A 21,686-nucleotide genomic window follows, 5' to 3' on the forward strand; every position below is an offset into this window, starting at 1 on the left:
GGAAGGTGAGCATGTCGCCCCGTCTCGTCCCGCCGGGAGCCCGCGAGCTGCCTGCCCTGACCGAGCTGCGCCTCGAGGTGCGTGCCTTCCTCGCCGAGCAGGTCGCCGCCGGCGCCTTCGTGCCGCACGTCGACACCTGGCTCACCCGCTGGGACCGCGACTTCACTCGTGAGCTCGGCCGTCGCGGCTGGCTCGGCATGGTCGTCCCGACGGCATACGGCGGCCAGGGGCGCACCTACCTCGAGCGCTTCGTCGTCACCGAGGAGCTCCTCGTCGTCGGCGCGCCGGTCGCCGCGCACTGGGTCGCCGAGCGGCAGATCGGGCCGTCGCTGCTCCGCTACGGCACCGAGGAGCAGAAGCAGGCCTACCTGCCGGGCATCAGCCGGGGCGAGGTCGTCTTCGGCATCGGCATGAGCGAGCCCGACTCCGGGTCCGACCTCGCGAGCGTGCGCACCCGCGCCGAGCGGGTCGACGGCGGCTGGCGCCTCACCGGCACCAAGGTGTGGACCAGCGGTGCCCACGAGGCCGACGCGTTCTTCGCCCTCGCCCGGTCGGCCCCGCTCGACCCGGAGCACCGCCACGCCGGCCTCACCCAGTTCATCGTCGACCTGCGGGCACCTGGGGTGACGATCCGGCCGATCCTGTCGATGGGCGGCGACCACCACTTCAACGAGGTGCACCTCGACGGCGTGCTCATCCCCGACGACCGCGTGCTCGGCGAGGTGGGCGAGGGCTGGACCCAGGTCACCTCAGAGCTCGCCTACGAGCGGAGTGGGCCCGAGCGCGTGCTGTCCACGTTCCAGCTCCTGGCCGCGGCGGCCCAGGCCATGGACGACGGCAGGCTGCCCCTCGACCCCGGTCTGGGGCGCCACGTGGCCCGCGTCGCCGCCCTGCACCACATGTCGTTCGCCGTCTCGGCTGCACTCGAGAAGCACGAGGACGCCGACACCGCCGCTGCCGTGGTCAAGGTGCTCGGCACCACCGAGGAGGGCGACATCGCCGACTACGTCGACACGCTGACCGCGACCGGCTGGGCGCTCGACGAGGAGCTCGACACCCTGCTGCACGCCGCGATCCTCCAGCGCCCCGGCTTCACGCTGCGCGGGGGCACCAACGAGATCCTGCGCGGCGTCATCGCCCGCGGGTTGGGACTGCGCTGATGACCGGCCCCCAGGACGCCACCGGCGCCGACCGCCTCGCGGCCCCCACCGCGCCCGACCCCGACCTCGTCGAGGTGCTCGGCGACCTCTTCGCCGACTACCGCGCCACCCGCGCGACCCCCACCGCCGTCGTCGACCTCGACCGCGGCCTGTGGCAACGGCTCGAGGACCTCGGCATGACCCGTCTCACGGGCTCCGAGTCCGCAGGCGGCAGCGGTGGAAGCTGGGTCGACGCCGCCGCCCTGCTCGGCCTCGCGGCAGCAGTGGCGGCGCCCGTGCCACTCGCCGAGCACGACGTCCTCGGGGGCTGGCTGCTCGAGGCCGCCGGCCTGCCCAACGACGGGGGCCTGCGCACCGTATGCCGTCCCGACCCCTCCGGTGTCGCGCTCAACGTCACGTGGGCACGAGACGCGAGCCGCGTCGTGGCCCTCTGGGAGGACCGCGACGAGTGGCGCGTGGCTGACGTGCCGGCCGACCGGATCGGCATCGAGGAGCGCCGCAACCTCGCCGGTGAGCCCAGCGACACGGTCGAGTTCGACGTCGACGACCTCGAGGCGGGCACCCTCGTGCCGCACGAGATCGGTGAGCAGTTCCACCTGCGCGGCGCCCTGGCCCGGTCGGCCCAGGTCGTCGGGGCGATGGAGCGGATCCTCGAGATCGTGCTGGTGCACGTGCGCGAGCGTCACCAGTTCGGCCGTCCGATCGGCCGGTTCCAGGCGGTGCAGCACCTCGTCGCGGACATCGCCTCCGAGACCGCCCTCGCCCGCGCCGCCACCGACGCCGCCGTCGCCCGCGCCGCCGCCTCCGACTGGCAGGACCCCGGCATGCTCTTCGCCGTCGGGGTCACCAAGTCGTGCGTGGGCCACGCCGCGTCGGTCGTCGTGCGCAGCTCGCACCAGGTGCTCGGAGCCATCGGCACGACGCTGGAGCACGAGCTGCACACCCTCACCAAACCGATCCTCGCCCGCCGCAGCGAGTACGGGTCGCTGCAGGACTGGGACGAGACCCTGACCACCCTCGCCGCATCGGCCGGCCACGACCGCCTCTGGACCCTCGTCACCACCGGCCGCGCCAAGCCGTCCCACGACCACAGGAGCCACGCACCATGACCGAGGTCCGCTACGACGTCGACGACGGCGTCGCCCTCATCACCCTCGACGCCCCCGACCGACGCAACGCCCTCTCAGTCGAGATGGCCCGCCAGCTCGTCGACGCCGCCCGCGCGGCCGAGTCCGACGACTCGGTGGGGGCGGTCGTCGTCACCGGCGGCCGGCACTTCTGCGCGGGCGCGGTGCGCAGCGTCCTCGCCGACACGGGGCGCGACCCGGTCGAGGACGAGGCCTACCGCAACCTCGAGACCGTCTACGCCGCCTTCACGACGATCGGGTCGATCGGGCTCCCCACCGTCGCGGCCGTGCGCGGCGCAGCCGTCGGGGCCGGCCTCAACCTCGCCCTGGCGACCGACCTCCGCATCGTCTCGCGCACGGCCCGGCTGCTGCCCGGCTTCGCCCAGATCGGCATCCACCCCGGCGGTGGCCACTTCACGCTGCTCAACCGTGTCGCCGGCCGCGAGGCCGCCGCCGCCCTCGGTCTCTTCGGCGACGAGGTCGACGGCGACCGGGCCGTGGCCCTGGGACTGGCGTGGGCGGCATACGACGACGAACACGTCGAGTCCCAGGCGAAGGCGCTCGCCGCCCGCGTCGCGAAGGACCCCGCGCTGGCCCGCCGCCTCGTCACCAGCTTCCGCCGTGAGACCGCTCCCGGGGGCGTCCCGTGGGACGTCGCCGTCGAGCTCGAGCGCTCGCCACAGATGTGGTCGCTGAGGCGCAAGCACGACGCCTGAGGGGCGCCGGCCGACCCTCGACGATTTCCGTTCCCCGGGGGACGTGGTGCAAGGATGGGTAGGTTGGCCGTCCCCGATCGACAAGGAGCAGTCGTGCTCGCGACCTACCGACCTCTCTTCGAGGTACCGGGGGCGCGCACCTTCATCGCAGGGGGGATGGTGGCCCGCACCGCGGGCTCGATGTTCGGTGTGGCCGTCGTCGCGATGGTCGCTGCGCGGTCCGGCTCGTACGAGCTGGCGGGTGCCGTCGTCGCCGTCGGCATGGTGGCCCTCGCGCTCTTCGCGCCCTTCCTGGGCCGCCTCGTCGACCGTTACGGCCAGCGGCGCATCGCCATCCCGTTCTTCCTCTGGTCGGGCGTCTGGGCGGTGCTGACGGTCGTCACGTCGGTCAAGGGCTGGCCCTCGTGGCTGCTCTTCATCACCTTCCCGATGTGCGGGGCGATCCCCAACATGGGCACGATGGCCCGGGCGCGGTGGACGCACATCTTCGCCCACGACCCGCGGTCGCTGCACTCGGCGATGTCGTTCGAGCAGGTCATGGAGGAGCTCACCTTCGTCATCGGCCCGGTCGTCGCGATCTGGCTCGCCACCGCATGGTTCCCCGAGGCCGGCTTCGTCGTCGCCACCGTCGCCTACGGCATCGGTGTGCTCGTCTTCCTCTCGGCCCGCTCCACCGAGCCGCCGGTCGTGCCGCATCACGAGCGCCCCGAGGGCCACGCGCACCACAACCCGGGCCTCATCCCGCTCGCGTTCATCATGGTGATGACCGGGGCGATCTTCGGCGTCAACGAGGTCGTCACCCTCGCCGTCGCGCAGGACCACGGCGCGCAGGGCGCGGCCGGCGCCATCCTCGCCCTGTATGCCGTCGGGTCGGGTCTCGCCGGACTCGTCTTCGGCCACGTCTCGCACGGGCGCAACCTCGTCAAGCTGCTCATCGTGGGCACGCTGGGCATGGGGCTGCTCGAGGCGCCGCTCCTCTTCGCGCCCAACCTGTGGGCGCTCGCCGGCCTCATGGTCGTCGCCGGCATGGCCACCGCGCCGACCCTCATCACGACGATGAACCTCATCGAGCGCATCGTCCCTAAGGCCCAGCTCAACGAGGGCATGACGATCGTGCTGACGGGCCTCATCATCGGCATCGCCGCCGGGTCGGCGGTCTCGGGCGCGGTCGTCGACCGGGTCGGCGCGCAGCACGGCTACTGGGTCGCGGTCATCGCCGGCGGCTTCGCGTTCGTCATGGCCCTGGGCACGCGCGCCTTCCTCAGCAAGCGCGAGCTGCACAACCTCCGCTGACGGCGCCCTCTGGCCCCCGCAACACACCCGGAAACGGTCAACGCCCCACGGAAGCAACCGTGGGGCGTTGACCGTTTCCGGGTGTGTTGCGGCTGGAGCGGGGTGGGTCCGCATCGGGCCCACCCGCGCCTGGCTGTCGGAACCTCAGTGGCCGGCGGCAGCGACCGGGGCACCCTCGGAGTCGCCCTGCTGCGCGCCCGGCCGGCCCGGCTGGCCCGGCTTGGGGCCGAGGTCGACGTGCGGCAGGAAGAACGTCGCGACGACCGCGAGCACCATCACCGCAGCCGCCGCGAGGAAGACGACCGACATCGAGTCCGCGAAGCCCACGAGGAACGGCCGGGCGAGGCGCGGGTCGAGCTGCTGGATGAACGAGCTGTCCTGCAGCGCCGAGCTGCCCGCCCCGTTGCCGCCCGCCTGGGCCTGAGCCTGCAGGCCCTCGATGAACGACTTGTTCGTCGCGGGGTCGCCGCCGGTCGGGTTGCGCAGGGCTGCCCGGAAGTCCGGCGTCGAGGCGGCCCGCTGGAACGCCTCGCCGATCCTCGTGCCGGCTTGCGAGAAGAGGATCGACAGGAAGACGGCCGTGCCGAGCGTGCCACCGATCTGGCGGGTGAAGGTCGCCGACGACGTGGCCACACCCATGTCGCGGCGGTCGACGGCGTTCTGCACGGCGAGCGTCAGCGGCTGGAAGTTGAAGCCGAGACCCAGGCCGAAGAAGTACATGCCGACCATGACGAGCCACAGCGCCGTGTCGACGGTGATGTAGTGGAACCCGAAGAGCGAGAGAACAAGCAGGAACGCGCCGATGATCGGGAAGTGGCGGTAGCGGCCGGTGCGCGAGATGAGCTGGCCCGAGATGATCGAGCCGCTCATGATGCCGAGGGTCATCGGCAGCAGCATGAGGCCGGCCTCGGTCGGCGTCGCGCCCTGGACGATCTGCAGGTAGAGCGGCAGCGCGGCGAGGCCGCCGAACATGCCCATGCCGATGAAGATCGAGGCCACCGAGGCCGCGCCGACGGTGCGGTTGCGGAAGAGGCGCAGCGGCAGCAGCGCCTCCTCGCCCATGGCGCGCTCGATGATGAAGAACGCCACGAGCCCGACGGCGCCGATGACGTAGCAGAGGATCGAGGTGCCCGAGCCCCAGCCCCACTCGCGGCCCTGCTCGGCGACGATGAGCAGCGGCACGAGGGCCACGGCGAGCGACACGGCGCCCCAGTAGTCGATGCGGTGGTCGAGGCGGTGGTGGCGCAGGTGCAGCGTGCGCGTCACGACGACGAGCGCCGCGACGGCGATCGGCACGTTGACCAGGAAGACCCAGCGCCAGCCGGTGACGCCGAGAAGGGTGTCCTGGCCGGCGAAGAAGCCGCCGATGACGGGGCCGAGCACGCTCGACGTGCCGAAGACGGCGAGGAAGTAGCCCTGGTACTTGGCACGCTCACGCGGCGGCACGATGTCGCCGATGATCGCGAGCGACAGCGAGAAGAGGCCGCCGGCGCCGATGCCCTGCACGGCACGGAAGGCCGCGAGCGACGGGATCGACCACGCGAGGGTGCACAGCATCGAGCCGATCGTGAAGATCGAGATGGCGAAGAGGAAGAACTTCTTGCGCCCGTAGATGTCCGAGAGCTTGCCGTAGAGCGGCGTCGCGATGGTGCTCGTGATCAGGTATGCCGTCGTGACCCACGCCTGGCCGGCGAGGTCCTTAAGGTCGTCGGCGATGACCCGCATCGCGCTCGCGACGATGGTCTGGTCGAGCGCCGCGAGGAACATCCCCATCATGAGCCCGACGAGGATCGTGACGATCTCGCGGTGCGACAGCGGCGGGTGGTCGGCTGTCGGTGCCCCCGGCGCTGCGCTTCGCGCGCCGTTCGGCTCGGCCGTGGTGTCGGACATGTCAGTCCTCTTTCTGGGTCTGGTCCTGAAGGAGCCTGCTGGTGTGGAAGGGCATCGGGGGCGGCGCTGCACCCCGGGCCCGGAGGTTGGCGTCGAGCGCGTCGCCGAGCTCGTGCAGTCGTTCGACGAACGCGGCCGTCTCGGGGCTCTCCCAGTCGGAGAGCAGCCCCTGGAACCACTCGGCCCGTGAGGCCTGGATGCGGTCGAGGGCCGCGCGTCCTCGCTCGGTGAGTGACACGACGGATGCGCGGCCGTCGTTCGGGTCGGCGCTCTTCTCGAGCAGCTCGAGGCCGACGAGCGAGCTGACCTGCCGGCTGACCGTGGACACGTCGTTGTGGAGCGTCGTCGCGATGTCGGAGATGCGCGCCGTGCCGGCCCCGGCGACGACGAAGAGCACGGGGTATGCCGTCACGTCGACGCCGTCCTCGAGGCGCGGGGCGGTGTTGCGAGCCGCCACGAGCAGCTTCTGGACGCGGAGCAGCCCGAGGAAGACGTCGTTCGCCTCGTCCTTGCTGACCGCCACCGGCCGCCTCCTTCGCCCGAATACTTGCTTGCAGCATGCAAGTATTTGTCCGAGTCCGCGCCGTGTCAATCGACCTGTCCAACGTTGCCGGCCCCGCGCTGGCGTCAGGCCTCGCCGGGGCGACTGTGGGGCCGTTGCGTGCCGCCCCGTCTCGTCGTGTGGTTTTCTGTGGTCCTCGCACCTCCAGCAGGTGTGAGAATGACTCACGCGTAGAGCCGTCCGACCGCGGGCGGTAGGCGCACGTCCGTGAAGGGAGTGCCATGAGCCTCGATGTCCCCGTCGACCCGACGATCAACGACGTCTTCCGGCAGATGTCGGCGCTCATCTACGCCGGCGCGGACTCCGGCTCGATCCACCAGGCGCTCGTCGACGCCGCCCCCCGGCTCGTCGAGGGCTGCACCCGGGCATCGCTGCTCGTGCGCGCCCGTGACCGCTTCGTCACCGCCGCGAGCACCGACGACATCGCAAGGCGCATCGACCAGATCGAGCTCGAGGTCGGCGAGGGCCCGTGCGTCGACGCGATCGTCGCCGAGGCGTACCAGCACGATGCCGACCTCACCGACGGCACGTCGCCCTGGCCGCGGTTCTGCGAGCGCATCGTGGCCGAGACGCCGGTGCGCTCCGCCATCGGCTACCGCCTGCTCCTCGACGGCGACAAGATCGGCGCGCTCAACCTCTTCGCCGACGTGCCCGGGGGTCTCACCGAGAGGTCGGCCGACACGGGTGCCGTCATCGCCTCGTTCGCGTCGGTCGCCCTGATGGCCATCCGCGCCCGCGAGGAGGCGGCGACGCTGCGCCAGGGGCTCAGCAGCAACCGCGAGATCGGCAAGGCCGTCGGCCTGCTCATGGCGGCGCACCACATCAGCGGCCAGGAGGCCTTCGAGCTGCTGCGCCACACCTCGCAGGAGCTCAACATGAAGCTGGCGCAGGTGGCCTCGCAGGTCATCGAGGGCCAGGAGTCGCAGTTCACCGGCAACGGCCGCGGCTGAACCGCCACCGCCGGGTGAGTGGGTCGGTCGACCCGCTCCGGATGACGTGCCCCGAACGCCGGGCCGCGAGAAGGGACCCAGAAGGTGCGGTCCCGACGCGCCTGGGGGGTGCACGTCGGGACCGCTGGGGTCGCCCCTGGGATCAGGCGGAGGCCATGCCCTCCGCGGTGAGCTGACGTCGCAGCTCGTCGAGGGTGCGCCGCAACAGGCGGCTGACCTGCATCGCGCTGAGCCCCATGGACTCGGCGATCTCGGCCTGGGTCATGTCGCTGCCGTAGCGCAGCTCGACGAGCTGCTGGTCGCGAGCGGGCAGCCGCTCGAGGGCGCTGCGCACGACGATGCCTTCGTCGAGTGCAGGATCGCCGCTGGGGTCGCCTCGTGCGTCGAGCAGGTCGAGCACCGGCCGGGCGCCGTCGCTCGTCGTCGAGTCGAGCGAGGCGGGGCGCAGGTTCGTCGCGGCGACCTGGGCCTCCTTGACGGACTCGAGGCTGATGTCGAGCTCGTGCGCGAGCTCGCCGGCGTCGGGGTCGTGGCCGAGGCGCTGCTCGAGCCGGCCCCTGGTCTCGGTGACGAGCTGGCGACGTTCCTGCAGCTCGCGCGGCGGGCGGACGAGCCAGCCGTGGTCGCGGAAGTGGCGGCGCAGCTCGCCCGTGATGGTCGGCGTCGCGTAGGCGCCGAACTCGGTGGGCTTGTCGAGGTCGAAGCGCTGGATGGCTTTGAGGAGGGCGAGGAACGCGACCTGCTCGAGGTCATCGCGGTCGAGGCCCTTGCCGGAGTAGCGGTGGGCGAGGGAGCGTGCGAGCGGCATGTGCAGCAGCGTCACGGCCTCGAGGGCATTGGCACGTTCGGTTTCTGACTCCGCCGTGCGAAGGGTGTGGATGAGCTGTCTGGTTCGCGCATCCCTGCGCGGACCCGCGGACGGGTCGGTCATTGTTTCTCCGATGATCGGAAATCCCCGATGCGGCACTGGCTTGACCGACTACCTATGACGCTAGGCCGTTGCCCACACATACACAAGGTGGGCGTACTTACCGTAGGGGTGCCTCGAGGTGTATAAGGGCCGGCGTTCCCGGGACCGTGAGAACGCGGCGAGAAGACGTCAATGCGTGACGACGACGAGGGCCTCGAGCACCCGTCGTGCGGTGTCCTCGTCGCCCGTCACCGTGAAGCGGATCTCGTCGACCGGGCGACGGCCCGCGGCCCGTCGGGTGAGCGCCTCGGTGGTGAGGTGGATCGACGTCACGTCGAGCTGCTCCTCGCCGTGGGGTCGGTCGTGGCCGCTGAAGAGCGTTTCGCCGTAAGGCCGCCCGTCCTCGCCGGTCACGACCCGCACGCCGTCCCGGGCGACGACCGGGCCCGTCACGTCGATGACGACGGCGTGTCCGGCGCCGACCCCGGCGGTGCGCGCGGCGATGCGGGGGAGGGCGGCGAGGATGTCGGCGGTGAAGAGCGCCGCGCCCGGCGAGTCGAGGTTGCCGGGTCGGTCGAGGGCTGACCGGAGGTCCTGCTCGTGCACCCAGGCATCGATGATGCGGCGGCGCAGGTGCTGCCCGAAGGTCGTGTCGGGCCCGAAGAAACCGCCGACGACCGTGTCGACGTCGGCCTCGGACTCGCGCAGCTCGGCCATGCGTCGCGGGTGGAAGTCGGCCAGCTCGGCAACGACCTCACGACCGGTGAGCCCGCGACGGGCCTCGACGTCGATCTCGACGAAGCGGGCGAAGTCGCTCTTCACGTGGGGGTAGTCGGGCACCGGGACCTCGACCCGCGGCAGCCCGGCGAACGACTTCTCGGAGCCGACGACGTGCGCGATCTGGTCCTTGACGGTCCAGCCCGGACACTCCGTCTGGAGCTCGAAGTCCGCGTCGCGGCACGAGAACCCCAGGTCGATGATCGACTGGACGGACTGGTCGAACGCGTCGATCAGACCGGTGCGGTCATCAGGAGCGGAGGGGTGCATGGGCATGTGGTCAGACTACTTACCCTTGACGCATGCCAACCCAGCAGCGAGCCGGTCTCGCCGACCCTCGCGCGGCTGCCCAGTCTGCCTCCTCCTGGGGCCCCGCGGCCGCCGTCACAGGGGCCGTCGTCGTCGGCCTGTTCGCGACGCTCGTGGCCGCGCGCTACTCGGGAGCGGTGGAGCCCCCGCCTGGCGGCATCACCGACGCGGGCCCGGTCGTGCGCTGGGCGCTGCCGCTCGTGCGTGTCGTGCACGACGTCGCGGCGTCGCTGACGATCGGGTCGCTGCTGCTCGCGGCCACGATGGTCCCGGGGCGCACGCGCGAGGAGAGCGCCTCGCTGGACGAGCCGCGTCGGGCGGCGGCCTTCAGGATCGCCACGTCGGCGGCCTTCGTCTGGGCGATCGCGGGCGCCGTCGGTGTCGTGCTCACCTATGCCGACGCCGCCGGGCTCCCGCTCGGCGACCCGACCTTCGGCTCCAGCCTCACGGGCAACGTCTGGGGCATCGAGACGCTCCGGGTCGGTGTGCTCAGCGCGGTGGCGGCCTTCGCCGTCGCCTCGGTGGCCTCCGTGGCGCGAGCCCGGTCCGTCGCCGTCGCGCTCACGGTGGTGGCGGCGTTCGGCCTGCTCGTGCTGGGGCTCGCGGGCCACGCCGGCGGATCGTCCGACCACGAGACGGCCGTCAACGCCATCGCCGCGCACCTGCTCGGGGCGGGGGTCTGGGTCGGTGGCCTGCTCTCGCTCGTCCTCCTCCGTCGTCAGCTGGGTGATGCGCTCGGGGCCGTGGCACGGCGCTACTCCTCCGTGGCGCTGTGGTGCTTCGTCACGCTCGGCGTCTCGGGGGTCATGTCGGCCACGACGCGGCTCGCGGGATGGTCCGACCTCGCGACGGCATACGGCGTGCTCGTGCTCGTCAAGGTGCTCGCCTTCGTCGCCCTCGGGGTGGCCGGCGTGTGGCACCGCCGCATCACCCTCGACCGCATCGACGACGCGACCTCGGCCGGCGACCGGGGAGGCCGCGGCCGGCTGTTCGCCCGGCTCGCCGTCGTCGAGACGCTCGTCATGGGTCTCGCCTTCGGGGTCGCTGCCGCCCTCTCGCGCACGGCGCCGCCCGTTCCCGAGACGGTGTCGGACCCGTCTCCGGCGCTCGCGCTCACCGGCTTCCCCGCGCCGCCCGCGCCCACCGCACTGTCCTGGCTGACCGCCTGGCGGGTCGAGTGGCTCTTCCTCGCGACCGGGCTGCTGGCGATCGGCGCCTACGTCGTCGGGGTCGTGCGGCTGCGCCGACGTGGCGACGCGTGGCCGGTCCTGCGCACCGTCGCCTGGGTGGCCGGGTGGCTGCTCTTCCTCTACGCGACCAACGGCGTGCTCGGCATCTACGGTCGGGTCGCCTTCTCGTGGCACATGATGCTGCACATGACCGAGGCCATGGTCATCCCGATCCTGCTCGTCCTCGGGGCGCCGGTCACGCTCGCGTTGCGCACCCTGCGTCCGCGGCGTGACGGCACGCTCGGCCCGCGCGAGCTGCTGCTGGGCCTGGTCCACTCGCGCTTCCTCGCGGTGCTCGGCAACCCGGCCGTGGCAGCCACCCTCTTCTTCTCGAGCCTCGTCGTCTTCTACTGGACCGGCCTCTTCCAGCTCGCGCTGCAGACGCACACCGGCCACCTGCTCATGACGGCCCACTTCGTGCTGACCGGCTACCTCTTCGCCTGGGTGCTCATCGGGGTCGACCCGGGCCCGAAGAAGTGGAGCCCGGCCCTGCGCCTCGTGGTGCTCTTCGCGACGATCGCCTTCCACGCGTTCTTCGGCGTCGCGATGATCAGCGGCACGGCCCTGCTCGGCGGCGACTTCTTCCAGACGATCCAGATCCCGTGGGTCGGCACGACCGATGCGGCCCGCCTCGCCGACCAGCGCTACGGCGGCGGGGTCGCGTGGGCCATCGGCGAGCTGCCGGCCCTCATGCTGGCCCTGATCGTCGCGCTCCAGTGGTCGCGCAGCGACCGCGCGGAGTCGAGGCGGTCCGACCGCCGGGCCGACCGCGACGGCGACGCCGAGCTCGCCGCCTACAACGAGCGCCTCGCGGCCCTGGCCCGGCGCGACGACGGCGCCCCGCGCTGAGCCATCTACTACGTGAGGTAGTATTCGGGGCAGGAGGTATCGATGTCCCGCAGGTCACCCACCCCGATGTGCCCGATCCGGCTCGGCGAGCCGTGCACGCTGTGCGTCCCTGGAGCCACCGGACCGCAGGACTGCGGACTCGTCTACCTCGTCCAGAGCGACCCCGAGCTGCGCGAGCAGCTCGCCGCCCGGCGCAGCGCGCACTCCGCCGCCCGGGGCCGCGCCACGGTCGGCGGCGAGGTCAGCGCACCGGCTGCTGCAGCTCGGTGACCCACGCGTCCTGGTCGCCCATCGGCGTCTCGAGGTAGACCTCGCGGCACGGGCCGTACGCCGTGAGCCCCTGGGCGTCGACCGTCGTCGCCAGCGCCTGCCAGGTGTCGCCGATCGTCGCCATCGAGCCGCGGTGGATGACGGTCAGGGCGCGCTCGCAGGCCGGGAGCGCGCTGACCGCGGCGCCCTCGACGTCCACCGACTCGAGCGCCGTCGGGAAGCCGACGCCCCACGTCGTGCCCTCGGTGTCGCCGTCGTACCACGCGACCGAGGGGGACTGCAGCGTCACTCCCGACGCGGTGAGTCCCCCGACGAGGCGGTCGAAGGCGGGCCCGATCTGCCGCCCCAGCTCGCTCGTGTCGGCGACCCGGCCGGTCATCTGTACCAGCCGCATCTCCGGCAGCGGCTTCTCGACGTACTCCAGCTCGGGCATGTCGCCCTCCTTCTCGATGGTCCGGAGCCTCGCCTCGATCTCGGTGAGCCGGTCGCGGTCGGCCGAGCGGTAGCCCGTGACCGGGTCCACGAGGGCCGGCACGAGCAGGTCGAGGGTGTCGTAGTGGCGCAACATGCGCACGGTGACCCCCGCGAGCCGGGCGAAGTCTCCGATGGTGAACATGACGACCATGGTCTACGGCCTGACACGGTGTGAGGGTCAAGACCCGGGCGGGCAGAGGGCGTATGCCGTCCGCCGCCCGCTTGCCGAACGCGCCCCTCCGTCGCCGGGTGGGTCGTGTGAGCATGGGGGCATGAAGGTTGCGCTCATCCAGCTCGCCTACGGCGACGACGAGTCCGTCGCGGACCGCACCGCCCGGGTCGCCGACCTCGTGCGCGCCCAGGCCGGGCACGACCTCGTGGTCCTGCCAGAGCTCTGGCCGGCCGGCGGTTTCGACTACAGGCACTGGGACGAGCGAGCCGAGCCGGTGGACGGCCCCGTGGCGCAGGCTCTCTCGGCTGCAGCACGCGACGCGGGCGTCACGCTCCACGGCGGCTCGATCGTCGAGCGCGGTGCCCCGGTCGCCGACGGCGACCACGGCGTGTGGAACACGAGCCTCGTCTTCTCGCCGTCGGGTGACCTTGTCGCGACGTACCGCAAGGTGCACCGCTTCGGCTTCGGCGAGGGGGAGCCGAGCCTCATGGACGCGGGCGAGGAGCTCGTGGTCATCGACGTCCCGGTGGCGGGCGGCGACCCGGTGCCGGTCGGGCTGTCCACCTGCTACGACCTGCGCTTCCCCGAGCTCTACCGACGGCTGCTCGACCGGGGCGCCGAGGTCTTCGTCATCCCCGCGGCGTGGCCGGCCGGGCGGGTCGGGCACTGGACGCTGCTGGGTCAGGCCCGTGCCGTCGAGGACCAGTGCGTCGTGCTGCAGTGCAACACCGCCGGCACCCACGCCCGACACGAGATGGGTGGCCGATCACAGGTCGTCGACGCCACCGGGAAGGTTCTCGCCTCGGCCGGCCTTGACGAAGAGGTGCTGAGCATCGACATCGACACCGCGGCCACGCTCGAGTGGCGGCGCGACTTCCCCGTGCTGACCGACCGGAGGCTGTCGTGAGCGCCGACACCGCCACCCTGCGCTCGCGCGTCCGGGTGCGGGCTGCCGATCTCGTCGGCCGCGGGTGGCTCAACACCGGCGGCCGCTCGCTGTCGCTGGCCGAGCTGCGCGGTCGTGTGGTCGTGCTCGACTTCTGGACCTTCTGCTGCGTCAACTGCCTCCACGTGCTCGACGAGCTGCGGCCGGTCGAGCAGCAGTTCCCGGACGCCCTGACGATCATCGGCGTGCACTCGCCGAAGTTCGAGCACGAGGCCGACGCCGACGCGCTCGCCGCCGCCGTCGAGCGGTATGCCGTGCACCACCCCGTGCTCGACGACCCCGAGCTCGTCACGTGGCGCGCGTATGCCGCTCGGGCGTGGCCCACGCTCGTCGTCGTCGACCCCGAGGGCTACGTCGTCGCCTCGATGTCGGGGGAGGGTCACGGGCCCGGACTCGCCTCCCTCGTGGCCGAGCTCATCGAGGAGCACCGGGCAAAAGGCACTCTCCAGCCGGGCGACGACCCCTACGTGCCGCCGCCTGCGCCGGAGACCGCGCTGCGCTTCCCCGGCAAGGCCGTGGCGCTGCCGGACGGTTCCTTCCTCGTCTCCGACACCGCGAACCACCAGGTCGTCCATCTCGAGGAGGACCTCGAGACCGAGCGCGCACGCTGGGGCGGAGCCGGAGAGCTCAACGAGCCCCAGGGGGTCCTGCCCGTGCACCCCGGGGTGGCCGAACGTCTGGGCATCGACCTGCTGGTCGCCGACTCGGTGAACCACCAGCTCAAGGGAATTCGGTTCTCCGACGGGTCGATTCACGTGGTTGCCGGCACCGGCAGTCAGCTGAGGGAGCGCACCGGCGGCGGCCCGGCGCTCCAGCAGGCGCTGTCGACGCCGTGGGACCTCGCCTGGCTGGGCGGCCGCGTGGTCATCGCCATGGCCGGCACCCACCAGCTGTGGGCCTGGACCCCCGGTCAGAGCCTCGAGGACGGCACGGTGGAGGTCGTCGCAGGCACGTCCAACGAGGGGCTGGTCGACGGGCCTGCGCCCGAGGCGTGGTTCGCCCAGCCCTCGGGCCTGACCACTTCGGCGTCGGGAGACCGCGTCTGGATCGCCGACTCCGAGACGTCCGCCCTGCGGTCGGTGCGCGTCGGCTCCGACGGGGCCCTGGTGGTCGAGACCCATGTCGGCACCGGCCTTTTCGACTTCGGTCACCGCGACGGCGACGCTGCCGAGGCCCTGCTCCAGCACCCGCTCGGGGTCACCGAGCTGCCGGACGGGTCGGTCGCCGTCAGCGACACGTACAACGGCGCGATCCGCCGGTTCGACCCCGCCACCCGCCAGGTGTCGACGCTGGCGCAGGGTCTGGCCGAGCCGAGCGACGCCGTCGTCGAGGTCGACCCCGGGACGGGCGAGACGCGCCTTGTCGTCGTCGAGTCGGCGGCGCACCGACTGACCCGCGTCGCCCTTCCTCGCGACGCCCAGCGGGTCGACGGACCGGCCCACCGCACCCAGCGCCCTTCGACACCGCTCCCGGCGGGCGAGGTCGCCCTCGAGGTCACCTTCGTGCCGCCCGCGGGCCAGAAGCTCGACCACCGCTGGGGCGACCCGACCCGGCTCGACGTCTCGGCCACGCCGGGTGCGCTGCTCGTCGAGGGCGCGGGCCGGGCGGAGGGCCTGACCCGCCGTCTCGTGCTGCGCGGCGACGTCGGCACCGGCACCCTGCACATCTCGGTGCAGGCCGCGTCGTGCGACGGCGACCCGGTCACCGGCGAGGTGCCCGAGCACGCCGCCTGCCACCTCTTCCAGCAGGACTGGGGCATCCCCGTCGTCATCGACCCGGACGCCCCTGCGACACTGGCTCTCGACCTCCGGGGGGTCTAGCGAGGTCTGCAGCGCGTCCGGGAGCCTCCCGGACGCCGACGATCGGACAGGTGGCAGGCGTGGCACGACAGCGATCCGGCAGCACCGGACCCTCCTTCCTCTCCGGCCTCTGCGGCCTGCTCGCCGTGGTGCTCCTGCCCGTCGCGCTGGTGGGCTTCTGGGCGTCGGTCATGCTCACGCGCACCGACGTCTTCGTCGACGAGCTGCGTCCCGTCGTGAGCAAGCCGCAGGTCCAGGAGGCCCTCACCGACGGCATCGTCGACGGCGTGCTCGGCGCCGTGCAGCTCGCCCCCGCGGTCGAGAAGACGCTCGAGGCGCCGATCCGCACCGAGGCCGCGACGATCGTCGCCAGCCCACAGGTCGCGTCCGCGTGGGCCACCGGCATCCGCGCGGTGCACACCCAGTTCATCGCGGTGATGACGGGCCGCGGCGACACCGAGCTGGACTCTCAGGGTCGGGTCGCGGTCCGCCTCACCATCCCCGTCCCGGCCCTCACGTCGACCCTGGAGCAGGCCGGCGTCAACGGGGCGAGCTCGTTCGCCCCGGTGGTGACGATCCCGCTCGCCAGGGCGAGCGACCTGCAGAAGGCGCAGCAGGCGTACCGGGTCGCCGACGCGTGGGGTCCGTGGGCCCCGGTCATCGTCGCCGCGCTGGGGCTGCTCGCGATCTTCCTCGCCCGCCGGTGGCGTACGGCGACGACGCTCGTGGCGCTCGGGTGGATCGTGACGTCGCTCGCGCTGGCGCTCGTCGTCATGGTCGCGCGCGAGCCGCTGCTGCGACGCGTCGACCCCGCCGTCGCCCGCACCGTCGCCGACGCCGCCTACGGGCTGGCGGCCCGCAACCTCTACTACGAGATCGCGATCGCCGTCGGCGTCGGGGTCGTGATGCTCGTGGTCTCGGCGGTCACGCTGGCGTTCGGGCGGCGTCGCACCGCCTGACGACCGCCCTCGCCGGGTATGTGCTGGCCAGGCACGCGCTGTGGCGTGCCCCAGACCAAGGAGACCTCATGGGTATCGGACTCGGGATCGTGCTGCTCGTGATCGGTGCGATCTTCTACTTCACGACCGTCGACTCGAGCGTGCTCAACATGAGCAGCGGCACGGGCAACACCATCGGGATCATCCTCATGGTCGCCGGTGCGCTCGCGGTCATCCTCGCGCTCGTCATGAACGCCCAGCGCGCCCGCACCCAGCACACCGTCGTCACGGAGCGTCGAGGCGCGCCCGACGTGGTCGAGCGCCGCGTCGACGGTGACGAGGTCGTCGAGCGGCGCACCGAGCGTCGCGACGGGACGATCTGACCCCTCACCACCCAGCCTTCCCGACGGCGGCCTGAGCAGGAGAACTCACCTGCTCGGGCCGCCGTCCGTGCTTCGATGAGACGTGAGCCAGACCCGTCCCCGAGCGGCACGCCGCACGGCGTCCTCGATCGACGCCGCGACCCCCGCCGACCGCGACCGCTGGGTCGACACCCTGCGCGTCGGCTCGCTGCTCGTCGTCGTGCTCGGCCACTGGCTCATGGTCGCCATCACGCCCGACGGCCACATCACCAACGCCCTCGCGGTCGTGCCGGCCCTGCAGCCGCTCACCTGGCTGCTCCAGGTGATGCCGCTCTTCTTCCTCGTCGGCGGGGTCGCCCACGCCCACACGCTGGCCTCTCTGGAACGCCGCCACCCGAACGGACCCGGCCGGTATGCCGTCTTCTTCCGGGCGAGGGCACGCCGGCTCCTGCGGCCCACCCTCGCCTTCCTGCTGGCCTGGGTGGCGCTCGGCGTCGTGGCGCACCTCAGCGGGCTGACCGCGCGAGAGGGCGACGCCGGCCGTCTCGCCCGCGACGCCCTCGTCATGGTGCCCCAGCTGCTGTGGTTCGTCGGCATCTACCTCGGCGCCTGCGCGTTCGCGCCGCTCATGCGCCGCCTGCACGAGCGGTTCGGACTGCGGGTGGTAGGGGTGCTCGTCGTGCTCGCCGTGATCGTCGACGTGGTGCGGTTCTCCGGCGGCCCGGGACTCGTCGGCAACCTGAACTTCGCCGTCGTGTGGCTGGCGCTGCACCAGCTCGGGTTCGCCTGGTGTGACGGGCTGCTCACCAGTTCTCGTGGCTGGCTGATGGCGGTGGTCGGCTACGGCGCGATGGCCCTAGCGGTCGCCTTCGGTCCCTACCCGGTGTCGATGGTGGGGCTCCCCGGCGAGGCGGTGTCCAACATGGCTCCGCCGACGGCCGCGCTGCTGGTTCAGGGCATCGGCATCTGCGGCCTCGCCGTCGTGCTGCGCCCGGTCATGGGGCGCGTGCTCGCCAGGCCGCGGGTGTGGCGCGTCGTCGTCGCCGTCGCGCCGTTCGCGATGACAGCGTTCCTCTGGCACCTCACGGCGCTCATGACGGTGCTGCTCGGGCTGCGCGGTCTGGGGCTCGAGCAGCCCGCGATCGGGTCGTGGTCCTGGTGGCTCACGCGTCCGGTCCTCTTCGCCGTTCTGGCGGTCGTCACGACCGGCCTCGTCGCGGTCTTCGTGCGCTTCGACCGGGGCGCGCGGCAGGCCGAGGCGGTCTCCGCGGAGCGGCGCCGATGGGTCGACCCCGTCGCAGCCGTCTCCGCCGGGGTGCTCTTCTTCGGCATCCTCATCGTCTCGATCGTCGGCGTCGACGTGCTGGGCAACCGCCCCGTCTTCTTCCTCGTCGGCGACGTGGTGCCGGCGGTCGGCTTCGGGGTGCTCGCCCTCGGACTCCTCCTGCTCCGCGCCACCCGCCCGCGCCGCCCCTGACCCGATCGAGAGAACGCTCCGTCACGAGCACGCCCGATCGAGAGAACGCTCCGTCGCGGCGACACGGCATACGTCCTCGGGGTGCCCGGAAACTCGATGGCACGGCTCGGACGTGCGCCCCTACGGTCGGTGCATGGAGACGAGGCTCATCGACGTGCGCGACGACGAGGTGTGCGCCAGGGCGTACGAGGTCATCGTCGCGAGCAAGGACCACGAACGCCCCTGGCACGAGCCGCCCTCTCTCGCAGAGACACTCGTCGAGTGGCGGCACGTCGACGAGGCTGAGCCCATGGAGATGTGGGGAGCCTGGGACGGGGACGAGCTGGTCGGGGTCGCCACGATCTGGCTGCCGATGAGCGACAACACCTCGATGGTCTGGCACGACGTGCAGGTCCACCCGACCCACCGTCGGCGCGCCGCGGGCTCGGCACTCGTCGAGCGCATCGTCCATCGGGCCGGCGAGGAGGGACGGCCGACACTGGTGACCGACCTCATGGTGCCGCCCGAGTCGGAGGACCACCCGTACCGCCGGTTCGCCGAGAGGCACGGCTTCCACCTGAGCAACACCGAGATCATCCGGCACCTGCAGCTGCCCGTCGCGGAGGACGTGCTCGGCAGGCAGGCCGAGCACGCACGGGCCCGGTGGGAGGGGGAGTACCGCCTCGAGACCCACGTCGGCGGTGTGCCCCCCGAGCTCCAGCCGTCGCTGTGCGCCCTCATGAACCAGCTCGCCGTCGACGCCCCCACCGGTGACATCGACTTCGAGGAGGAGACCCTCACGCCCGAACGGTACGAGGAGTACCTCGCGCTGTTCCGTCGGCAGGGCAGGGTGCGCCTGACGACGGTCGCGGTCCACGAGGCCACGGGCGACGTCGTGGCCTACACCGACCTCATGCTGCCGTCAGGTGCGCCGTCGGTCGCGTGGCAGTGGGGGACCTTGGTGCACAAGGCCCACCGTGGTCGGCGGCTCGGCATGGCGGTCAAGGTCGAGAACCTGCGGCGCCTTCAGGACGACCACCCGGAGCGTCAGCGGGTGGTGACCGGGAACGACGACACGAATGCGTGGATGGTCTCGATCAACGAGGACCTCGGCTTCCGCATCGTCGAGCTGTGCCCCGCCTACCAGCGCAGGCTCTGACACCCGCCCCCTGAATCGAAAGAACAGTTCGTCCCACCCACACGTGGGACGAACTGTTCTCCCGACCGGTCACCGGGGTGACGGAACGTTCTCTCGATCGGGTCAGAAGGCGGACTCGGGGACGTCCATGAGGTCGTTGTCGGTCGCCTCGGCCATGGCGCGCTCGGCCGCGATCTTGGGCAGCACGTTCTTGGCGTAGAACGAGGCCGCCGCCACCTTGCCGCGGTAGAAGTCGGCGTCCTTGCCGGAGGCGCCGCCGTCGAGGGCTGCCTGCGCGACCTCGGCCTGGCGCAGCAGCAGCCAGCCGACGACGAGGTCACCGGCCGAGAGCAGCAGGCGCGTGGTGTTCTGGCCGACCTTGTAGAGGTTGGCCACCTCGCCGCCCATGCGCGGGTCGCTCTGCATGAGCGTCGTGATCATCGTGCCGACGATGCCCTGGATGTCCTCGAGAGCCTTGCCGAGCAGCTCGCGCTCGGTGTCGAGCGAGCCGCCGAGGTCCTTGGCGAACTCCTGGATCTGACCGGCGATGTGCTGCAGGGCCTGGCCCTTGTCGCGGACGATCTTGCGGAAGAAGAAGTCGAGGCCCTGGATGGCCGTGGTGCCCTCGTAGAGGGTGTCGATCTTGGCGTCGCGGACGTACTGCTCGATCGGGTAGTCCTGCAGGAAGCCCGAGCCGCCGTAGGTCTGGAGCGACTCGGTGCCGAGCAGCACCCAGGCTCGCTCGGAGCCGAGGCCCTTGACGATCGGCAGCATGAGGTCGCTGATCTTGTTGGCGAGCTCGGCGTCGGAGCCCTTCTCGAGCGGCGCGGCCGGGTTGCCCGCCTGGGCCTGGTTGACGGTGTCCTGCTGGCTCGCGGTGTAGACGACCAGCGCGCGCAGGCCCTCGGCGTACGCCTTCTGCAGCATGAGCGAGCGGCGCACGTCGGGGTGGTGGGTGATGGTGACGCGCGGGGCCGACTTGTCGGTCATCTGCGTGAGGTCGGCGCCCTGGACGCGCTCCTTGGCGTACTCGAGCGCGTTGAGGTAGCCGGTGGAGAGCGTGGCGATCGCCTTGGTGCCCACGAACATCCGCGCGTTCTCGATGACCTTGAACATCTGCGCGATGCCGTCGTGGACGTCGCCGAGGAGGGTGCCGACGGCCGGCTCGTGCTCGCCGAAGGTGACCTCGCACGTCGTGCTGACCTTGAGGCCCATCTTGTGCTCGACGTTGGTGACGTGGGCGCCGTTGCGCTCGCCGAGCTCACCCGTCTCGAGGTCGACGTGGTACTTCGGCACGATGAAGAGGCTGAGGCCCTTGGTGCCGGGACCGGCGCCCTCGGGCCGGGCGAGCACGAAGTGGACGACGTTGTCGACCATGTCGGACTCGGCCGAGGTGATGAAGCGCTTGACGCCGGTGATGTGCCACGTGCCGTCGGGCTGCTGCACGGCCTTGGTGCGGCCGGCGCCGACGTCGGAGCCGGCGTCGGGCTCGGTGAGCACCATCGTGGTGTGCCAGGCCTTGTCGACGACGTGCTTGGCGAGCTTCTTCTGGTCGTCGGTGCCGAGGTGCCACAGCAGGTTGGCGAAGGAGTAGCTCGCCGTGAACATGTGGATGGCCGGGTTGGCGCCGCACACCATCTCGGCGACAGACCAGCGCAGCGAGGCGGGCACGACCATGCCGCCGAGCTCGGCCGGGACGTCGAGGTTGCCCCAGTCGCCGTCGACGTACGCCTTGAACGACCTCTTGAACGAGTCGGGCATCGTCACGGTCTGGGTGGCGGGGTCGTAGACCGGCGGGTTGCGGTCGCTGTCGAGCAGGCTGTCGGCCAGCTCGTTCTCGGCCAGGCGCGAGACCTCACGGAGGATGTCCTTCGCCGCGTCGACGTCGACGTCGGCGTAGATGCCCTGCCCGAGCACGTCCTGACGGTTGAACACCTCGAAGAGGTTGAACTCGAGGTCGCGCACATTGCTCTTGTAGTGGCCCATCGGGACCCTCCACGTTCTGTCGCTCGTCGTGCGTCCGCGTCGGCGGGCGCGCCAAGTTACTGGCCGGTCACTTCCATGATGCTACTGACCGGTAACGAATGGCAAGGGGGTCAGGTCACGGTTGCGCCACGCTCGTCCGGCTGCTCGTCCGGATGCTCGTCCGGCTGGCGCAGCGCCGGGACAGCAGAAGGGCCCGGTCGCCGGACCGGGCCCTTCGCGTTGGAGCAGGCGGCACGAATTGCACGTACGTCTTCCCTCTGGAAGAGGGCTGTTCTGCTACTGAACTACGCCTGCGAGGCGTCGCAACCGTAGCAACAGTCGGGTGCCGTCGTCCAAACGGGCGCGCCCGTCGGCCGCCCGGTCGCAGCCGACT

The 21,686-nt window shown here is 71.7% G+C and carries 19 protein-coding genes and 1 tRNA gene; 13 read left to right on the plus strand and 7 right to left on the minus strand.

What is annotated here, in order from left to right; translation table 11 throughout:
* The first annotated feature begins 11 nt into the window (after positions 1–11).
* The 4 genes from ACYVNR_RS13755 to ACYVNR_RS13770 all read left to right on the plus strand — a co-directional run bounded on the left by ACYVNR_RS13755 (position 12) and on the right by ACYVNR_RS13770 (position 4,296).
* Positions 12–1,160, plus strand: a complete 1,149-nt coding sequence (locus ACYVNR_RS13755) for an acyl-CoA dehydrogenase family protein (protein WP_461048641.1) — start codon at positions 12–14, stop codon at positions 1,158–1,160.
* Positions 1,160–2,269, plus strand: a complete 1,110-nt coding sequence (locus tag ACYVNR_RS13760) for an acyl-CoA dehydrogenase family protein (protein ID WP_458799351.1) — start codon at positions 1,160–1,162, stop codon at positions 2,267–2,269. Before ACYVNR_RS13755 ends, ACYVNR_RS13760 begins: the two co-directional genes overlap by 1 nt.
* The gene (locus tag ACYVNR_RS13765; RefSeq protein WP_461048643.1) at positions 2,266–3,003 is read left to right on the plus strand and encodes an enoyl-CoA hydratase-related protein; all 738 of its coding nucleotides are present in this window, start codon (positions 2,266–2,268) and stop codon (positions 3,001–3,003) included. The genes ACYVNR_RS13760 and ACYVNR_RS13765 overlap by 4 nt, the downstream gene beginning before the upstream one ends.
* Positions 3,004–3,096: 93 nt before the next feature.
* A complete protein-coding gene (locus ACYVNR_RS13770; RefSeq protein WP_045189554.1) occupies positions 3,097–4,296 on the plus strand; it encodes an MFS transporter in 1,200 nt (399 codons plus the stop codon).
* Between the two features lie 144 nt (positions 4,297–4,440).
* Here ACYVNR_RS13770 and ACYVNR_RS13775 read toward each other — a convergent pair whose 3' ends face one another.
* Positions 4,441–6,186 carry an MDR family MFS transporter gene (locus tag ACYVNR_RS13775; RefSeq protein ID WP_461048645.1) on the minus strand — a complete coding sequence of 582 codons (1,746 nt, stop codon included), beginning with the start codon at positions 6,184–6,186 and terminating at the stop codon, positions 4,441–4,443.
* A gap of 1 nt (position 6,187) precedes the next feature.
* Positions 6,188–6,709, minus strand: a complete 522-nt coding sequence (locus tag ACYVNR_RS13780) for a MarR family winged helix-turn-helix transcriptional regulator (protein ID WP_461048647.1) — start codon at positions 6,707–6,709, stop codon at positions 6,188–6,190.
* Positions 6,710–6,969: 260 nt separating this feature from the next.
* Between ACYVNR_RS13780 and ACYVNR_RS13785 the strand changes: the two genes are divergently transcribed.
* Positions 6,970–7,698 carry an ANTAR domain-containing protein gene (locus tag ACYVNR_RS13785; RefSeq protein ID WP_461048649.1) on the plus strand — a complete coding sequence of 243 codons (729 nt, stop codon included), beginning with the start codon at positions 6,970–6,972 and terminating at the stop codon, positions 7,696–7,698.
* A gap of 142 nt (positions 7,699–7,840) precedes the next feature.
* Here ACYVNR_RS13785 and ACYVNR_RS13790 read toward each other — a convergent pair whose 3' ends face one another.
* Positions 7,841–8,521, minus strand: coding sequence for a sigma-70 family RNA polymerase sigma factor (locus ACYVNR_RS13790; protein WP_052677165.1), 681 nt, complete (start codon positions 8,519–8,521; stop codon positions 7,841–7,843).
* A gap of 276 nt (positions 8,522–8,797) precedes the next feature.
* Entirely contained in the window at positions 8,798–9,661 is an 864-nt protein-coding gene (locus tag ACYVNR_RS13795; protein ID WP_461048651.1) for a maleylpyruvate isomerase family mycothiol-dependent enzyme, read from the minus strand.
* A 26-nt stretch (positions 9,662–9,687) separates the two neighbouring features.
* On the opposite strand from ACYVNR_RS13795, the gene ACYVNR_RS13800 reads away from it, so the two are divergent.
* Together ACYVNR_RS13800 and ACYVNR_RS13805 are read left to right on the plus strand one after the other, a co-directional pair.
* Entirely contained in the window at positions 9,688–11,772 is a 2,085-nt protein-coding gene (locus ACYVNR_RS13800; protein ID WP_461048653.1) for a cytochrome c oxidase assembly protein, read from the plus strand.
* Positions 11,773–11,814: 42 nt separating this feature from the next.
* Positions 11,815–12,042, plus strand: coding sequence for a DUF6767 domain-containing protein (locus tag ACYVNR_RS13805; protein ID WP_461048655.1), 228 nt, complete (start codon positions 11,815–11,817; stop codon positions 12,040–12,042).
* Here ACYVNR_RS13805 and ACYVNR_RS13810 read toward each other — a convergent pair.
* On the minus strand, positions 12,014–12,658 hold the full coding sequence (locus ACYVNR_RS13810) for a MerR family transcriptional regulator (protein WP_461048657.1): 645 nt from the start codon (positions 12,656–12,658) through the stop codon (positions 12,014–12,016). The two genes, ACYVNR_RS13805 and ACYVNR_RS13810, sit on opposite strands and share 29 nt — an antisense overlap.
* 130 nt (positions 12,659–12,788) lie before the next feature.
* On the opposite strand from ACYVNR_RS13810, the gene ACYVNR_RS13815 reads away from it, so the two are divergent.
* The 6 genes from ACYVNR_RS13815 (at position 12,789) to ACYVNR_RS13840 (ending at position 19,348) form a co-directional block, all read left to right on the plus strand.
* Positions 12,789–13,595 (plus strand): carbon-nitrogen family hydrolase, encoded by an 807-nt coding sequence (locus tag ACYVNR_RS13815; protein ID WP_461048659.1) that lies wholly within the window; start codon positions 12,789–12,791, stop codon positions 13,593–13,595.
* A complete protein-coding gene (locus ACYVNR_RS13820; RefSeq protein WP_461048661.1) occupies positions 13,592–15,454 on the plus strand; it encodes an NHL domain-containing thioredoxin family protein in 1,863 nt (620 codons plus the stop codon). Before ACYVNR_RS13815 ends, ACYVNR_RS13820 begins: the two co-directional genes overlap by 4 nt.
* 59 nt (positions 15,455–15,513) lie before the next feature.
* Positions 15,514–16,392, plus strand: a complete 879-nt coding sequence (locus tag ACYVNR_RS13825) for a hypothetical protein (protein WP_461048663.1) — start codon at positions 15,514–15,516, stop codon at positions 16,390–16,392.
* 68 nt (positions 16,393–16,460) lie between these two features.
* Positions 16,461–16,754 (plus strand): DUF6458 family protein, encoded by a 294-nt coding sequence (locus ACYVNR_RS13830; protein WP_045189533.1) that lies wholly within the window; start codon positions 16,461–16,463, stop codon positions 16,752–16,754.
* A gap of 82 nt (positions 16,755–16,836) precedes the next feature.
* Positions 16,837–18,210, plus strand: a complete 1,374-nt coding sequence (locus ACYVNR_RS13835; RefSeq protein ID WP_461048665.1) for an acyltransferase family protein — start codon at positions 16,837–16,839, stop codon at positions 18,208–18,210.
* A 133-nt stretch (positions 18,211–18,343) separates the two neighbouring features.
* A complete protein-coding gene (locus tag ACYVNR_RS13840) occupies positions 18,344–19,348 on the plus strand; it encodes a GNAT family N-acetyltransferase (protein ID WP_461048667.1) in 1,005 nt (334 codons plus the stop codon).
* 102 nt (positions 19,349–19,450) lie between these two features.
* On the opposite strand, the gene ACYVNR_RS13845 is transcribed toward ACYVNR_RS13840, so the two are convergent.
* Positions 19,451–21,313 (minus strand): acyl-CoA dehydrogenase, encoded by a 1,863-nt coding sequence (locus ACYVNR_RS13845; RefSeq protein WP_461048669.1) that lies wholly within the window; start codon positions 21,311–21,313, stop codon positions 19,451–19,453.
* 220 nt (positions 21,314–21,533) lie between these two features.
* Positions 21,534–21,607 (minus strand) — tRNA-Gly (locus ACYVNR_RS13850).
* Positions 21,608–21,686 lie beyond the last annotated feature (79 nt).

Source organism: Terrabacter koreensis (assembly GCF_054783315.1).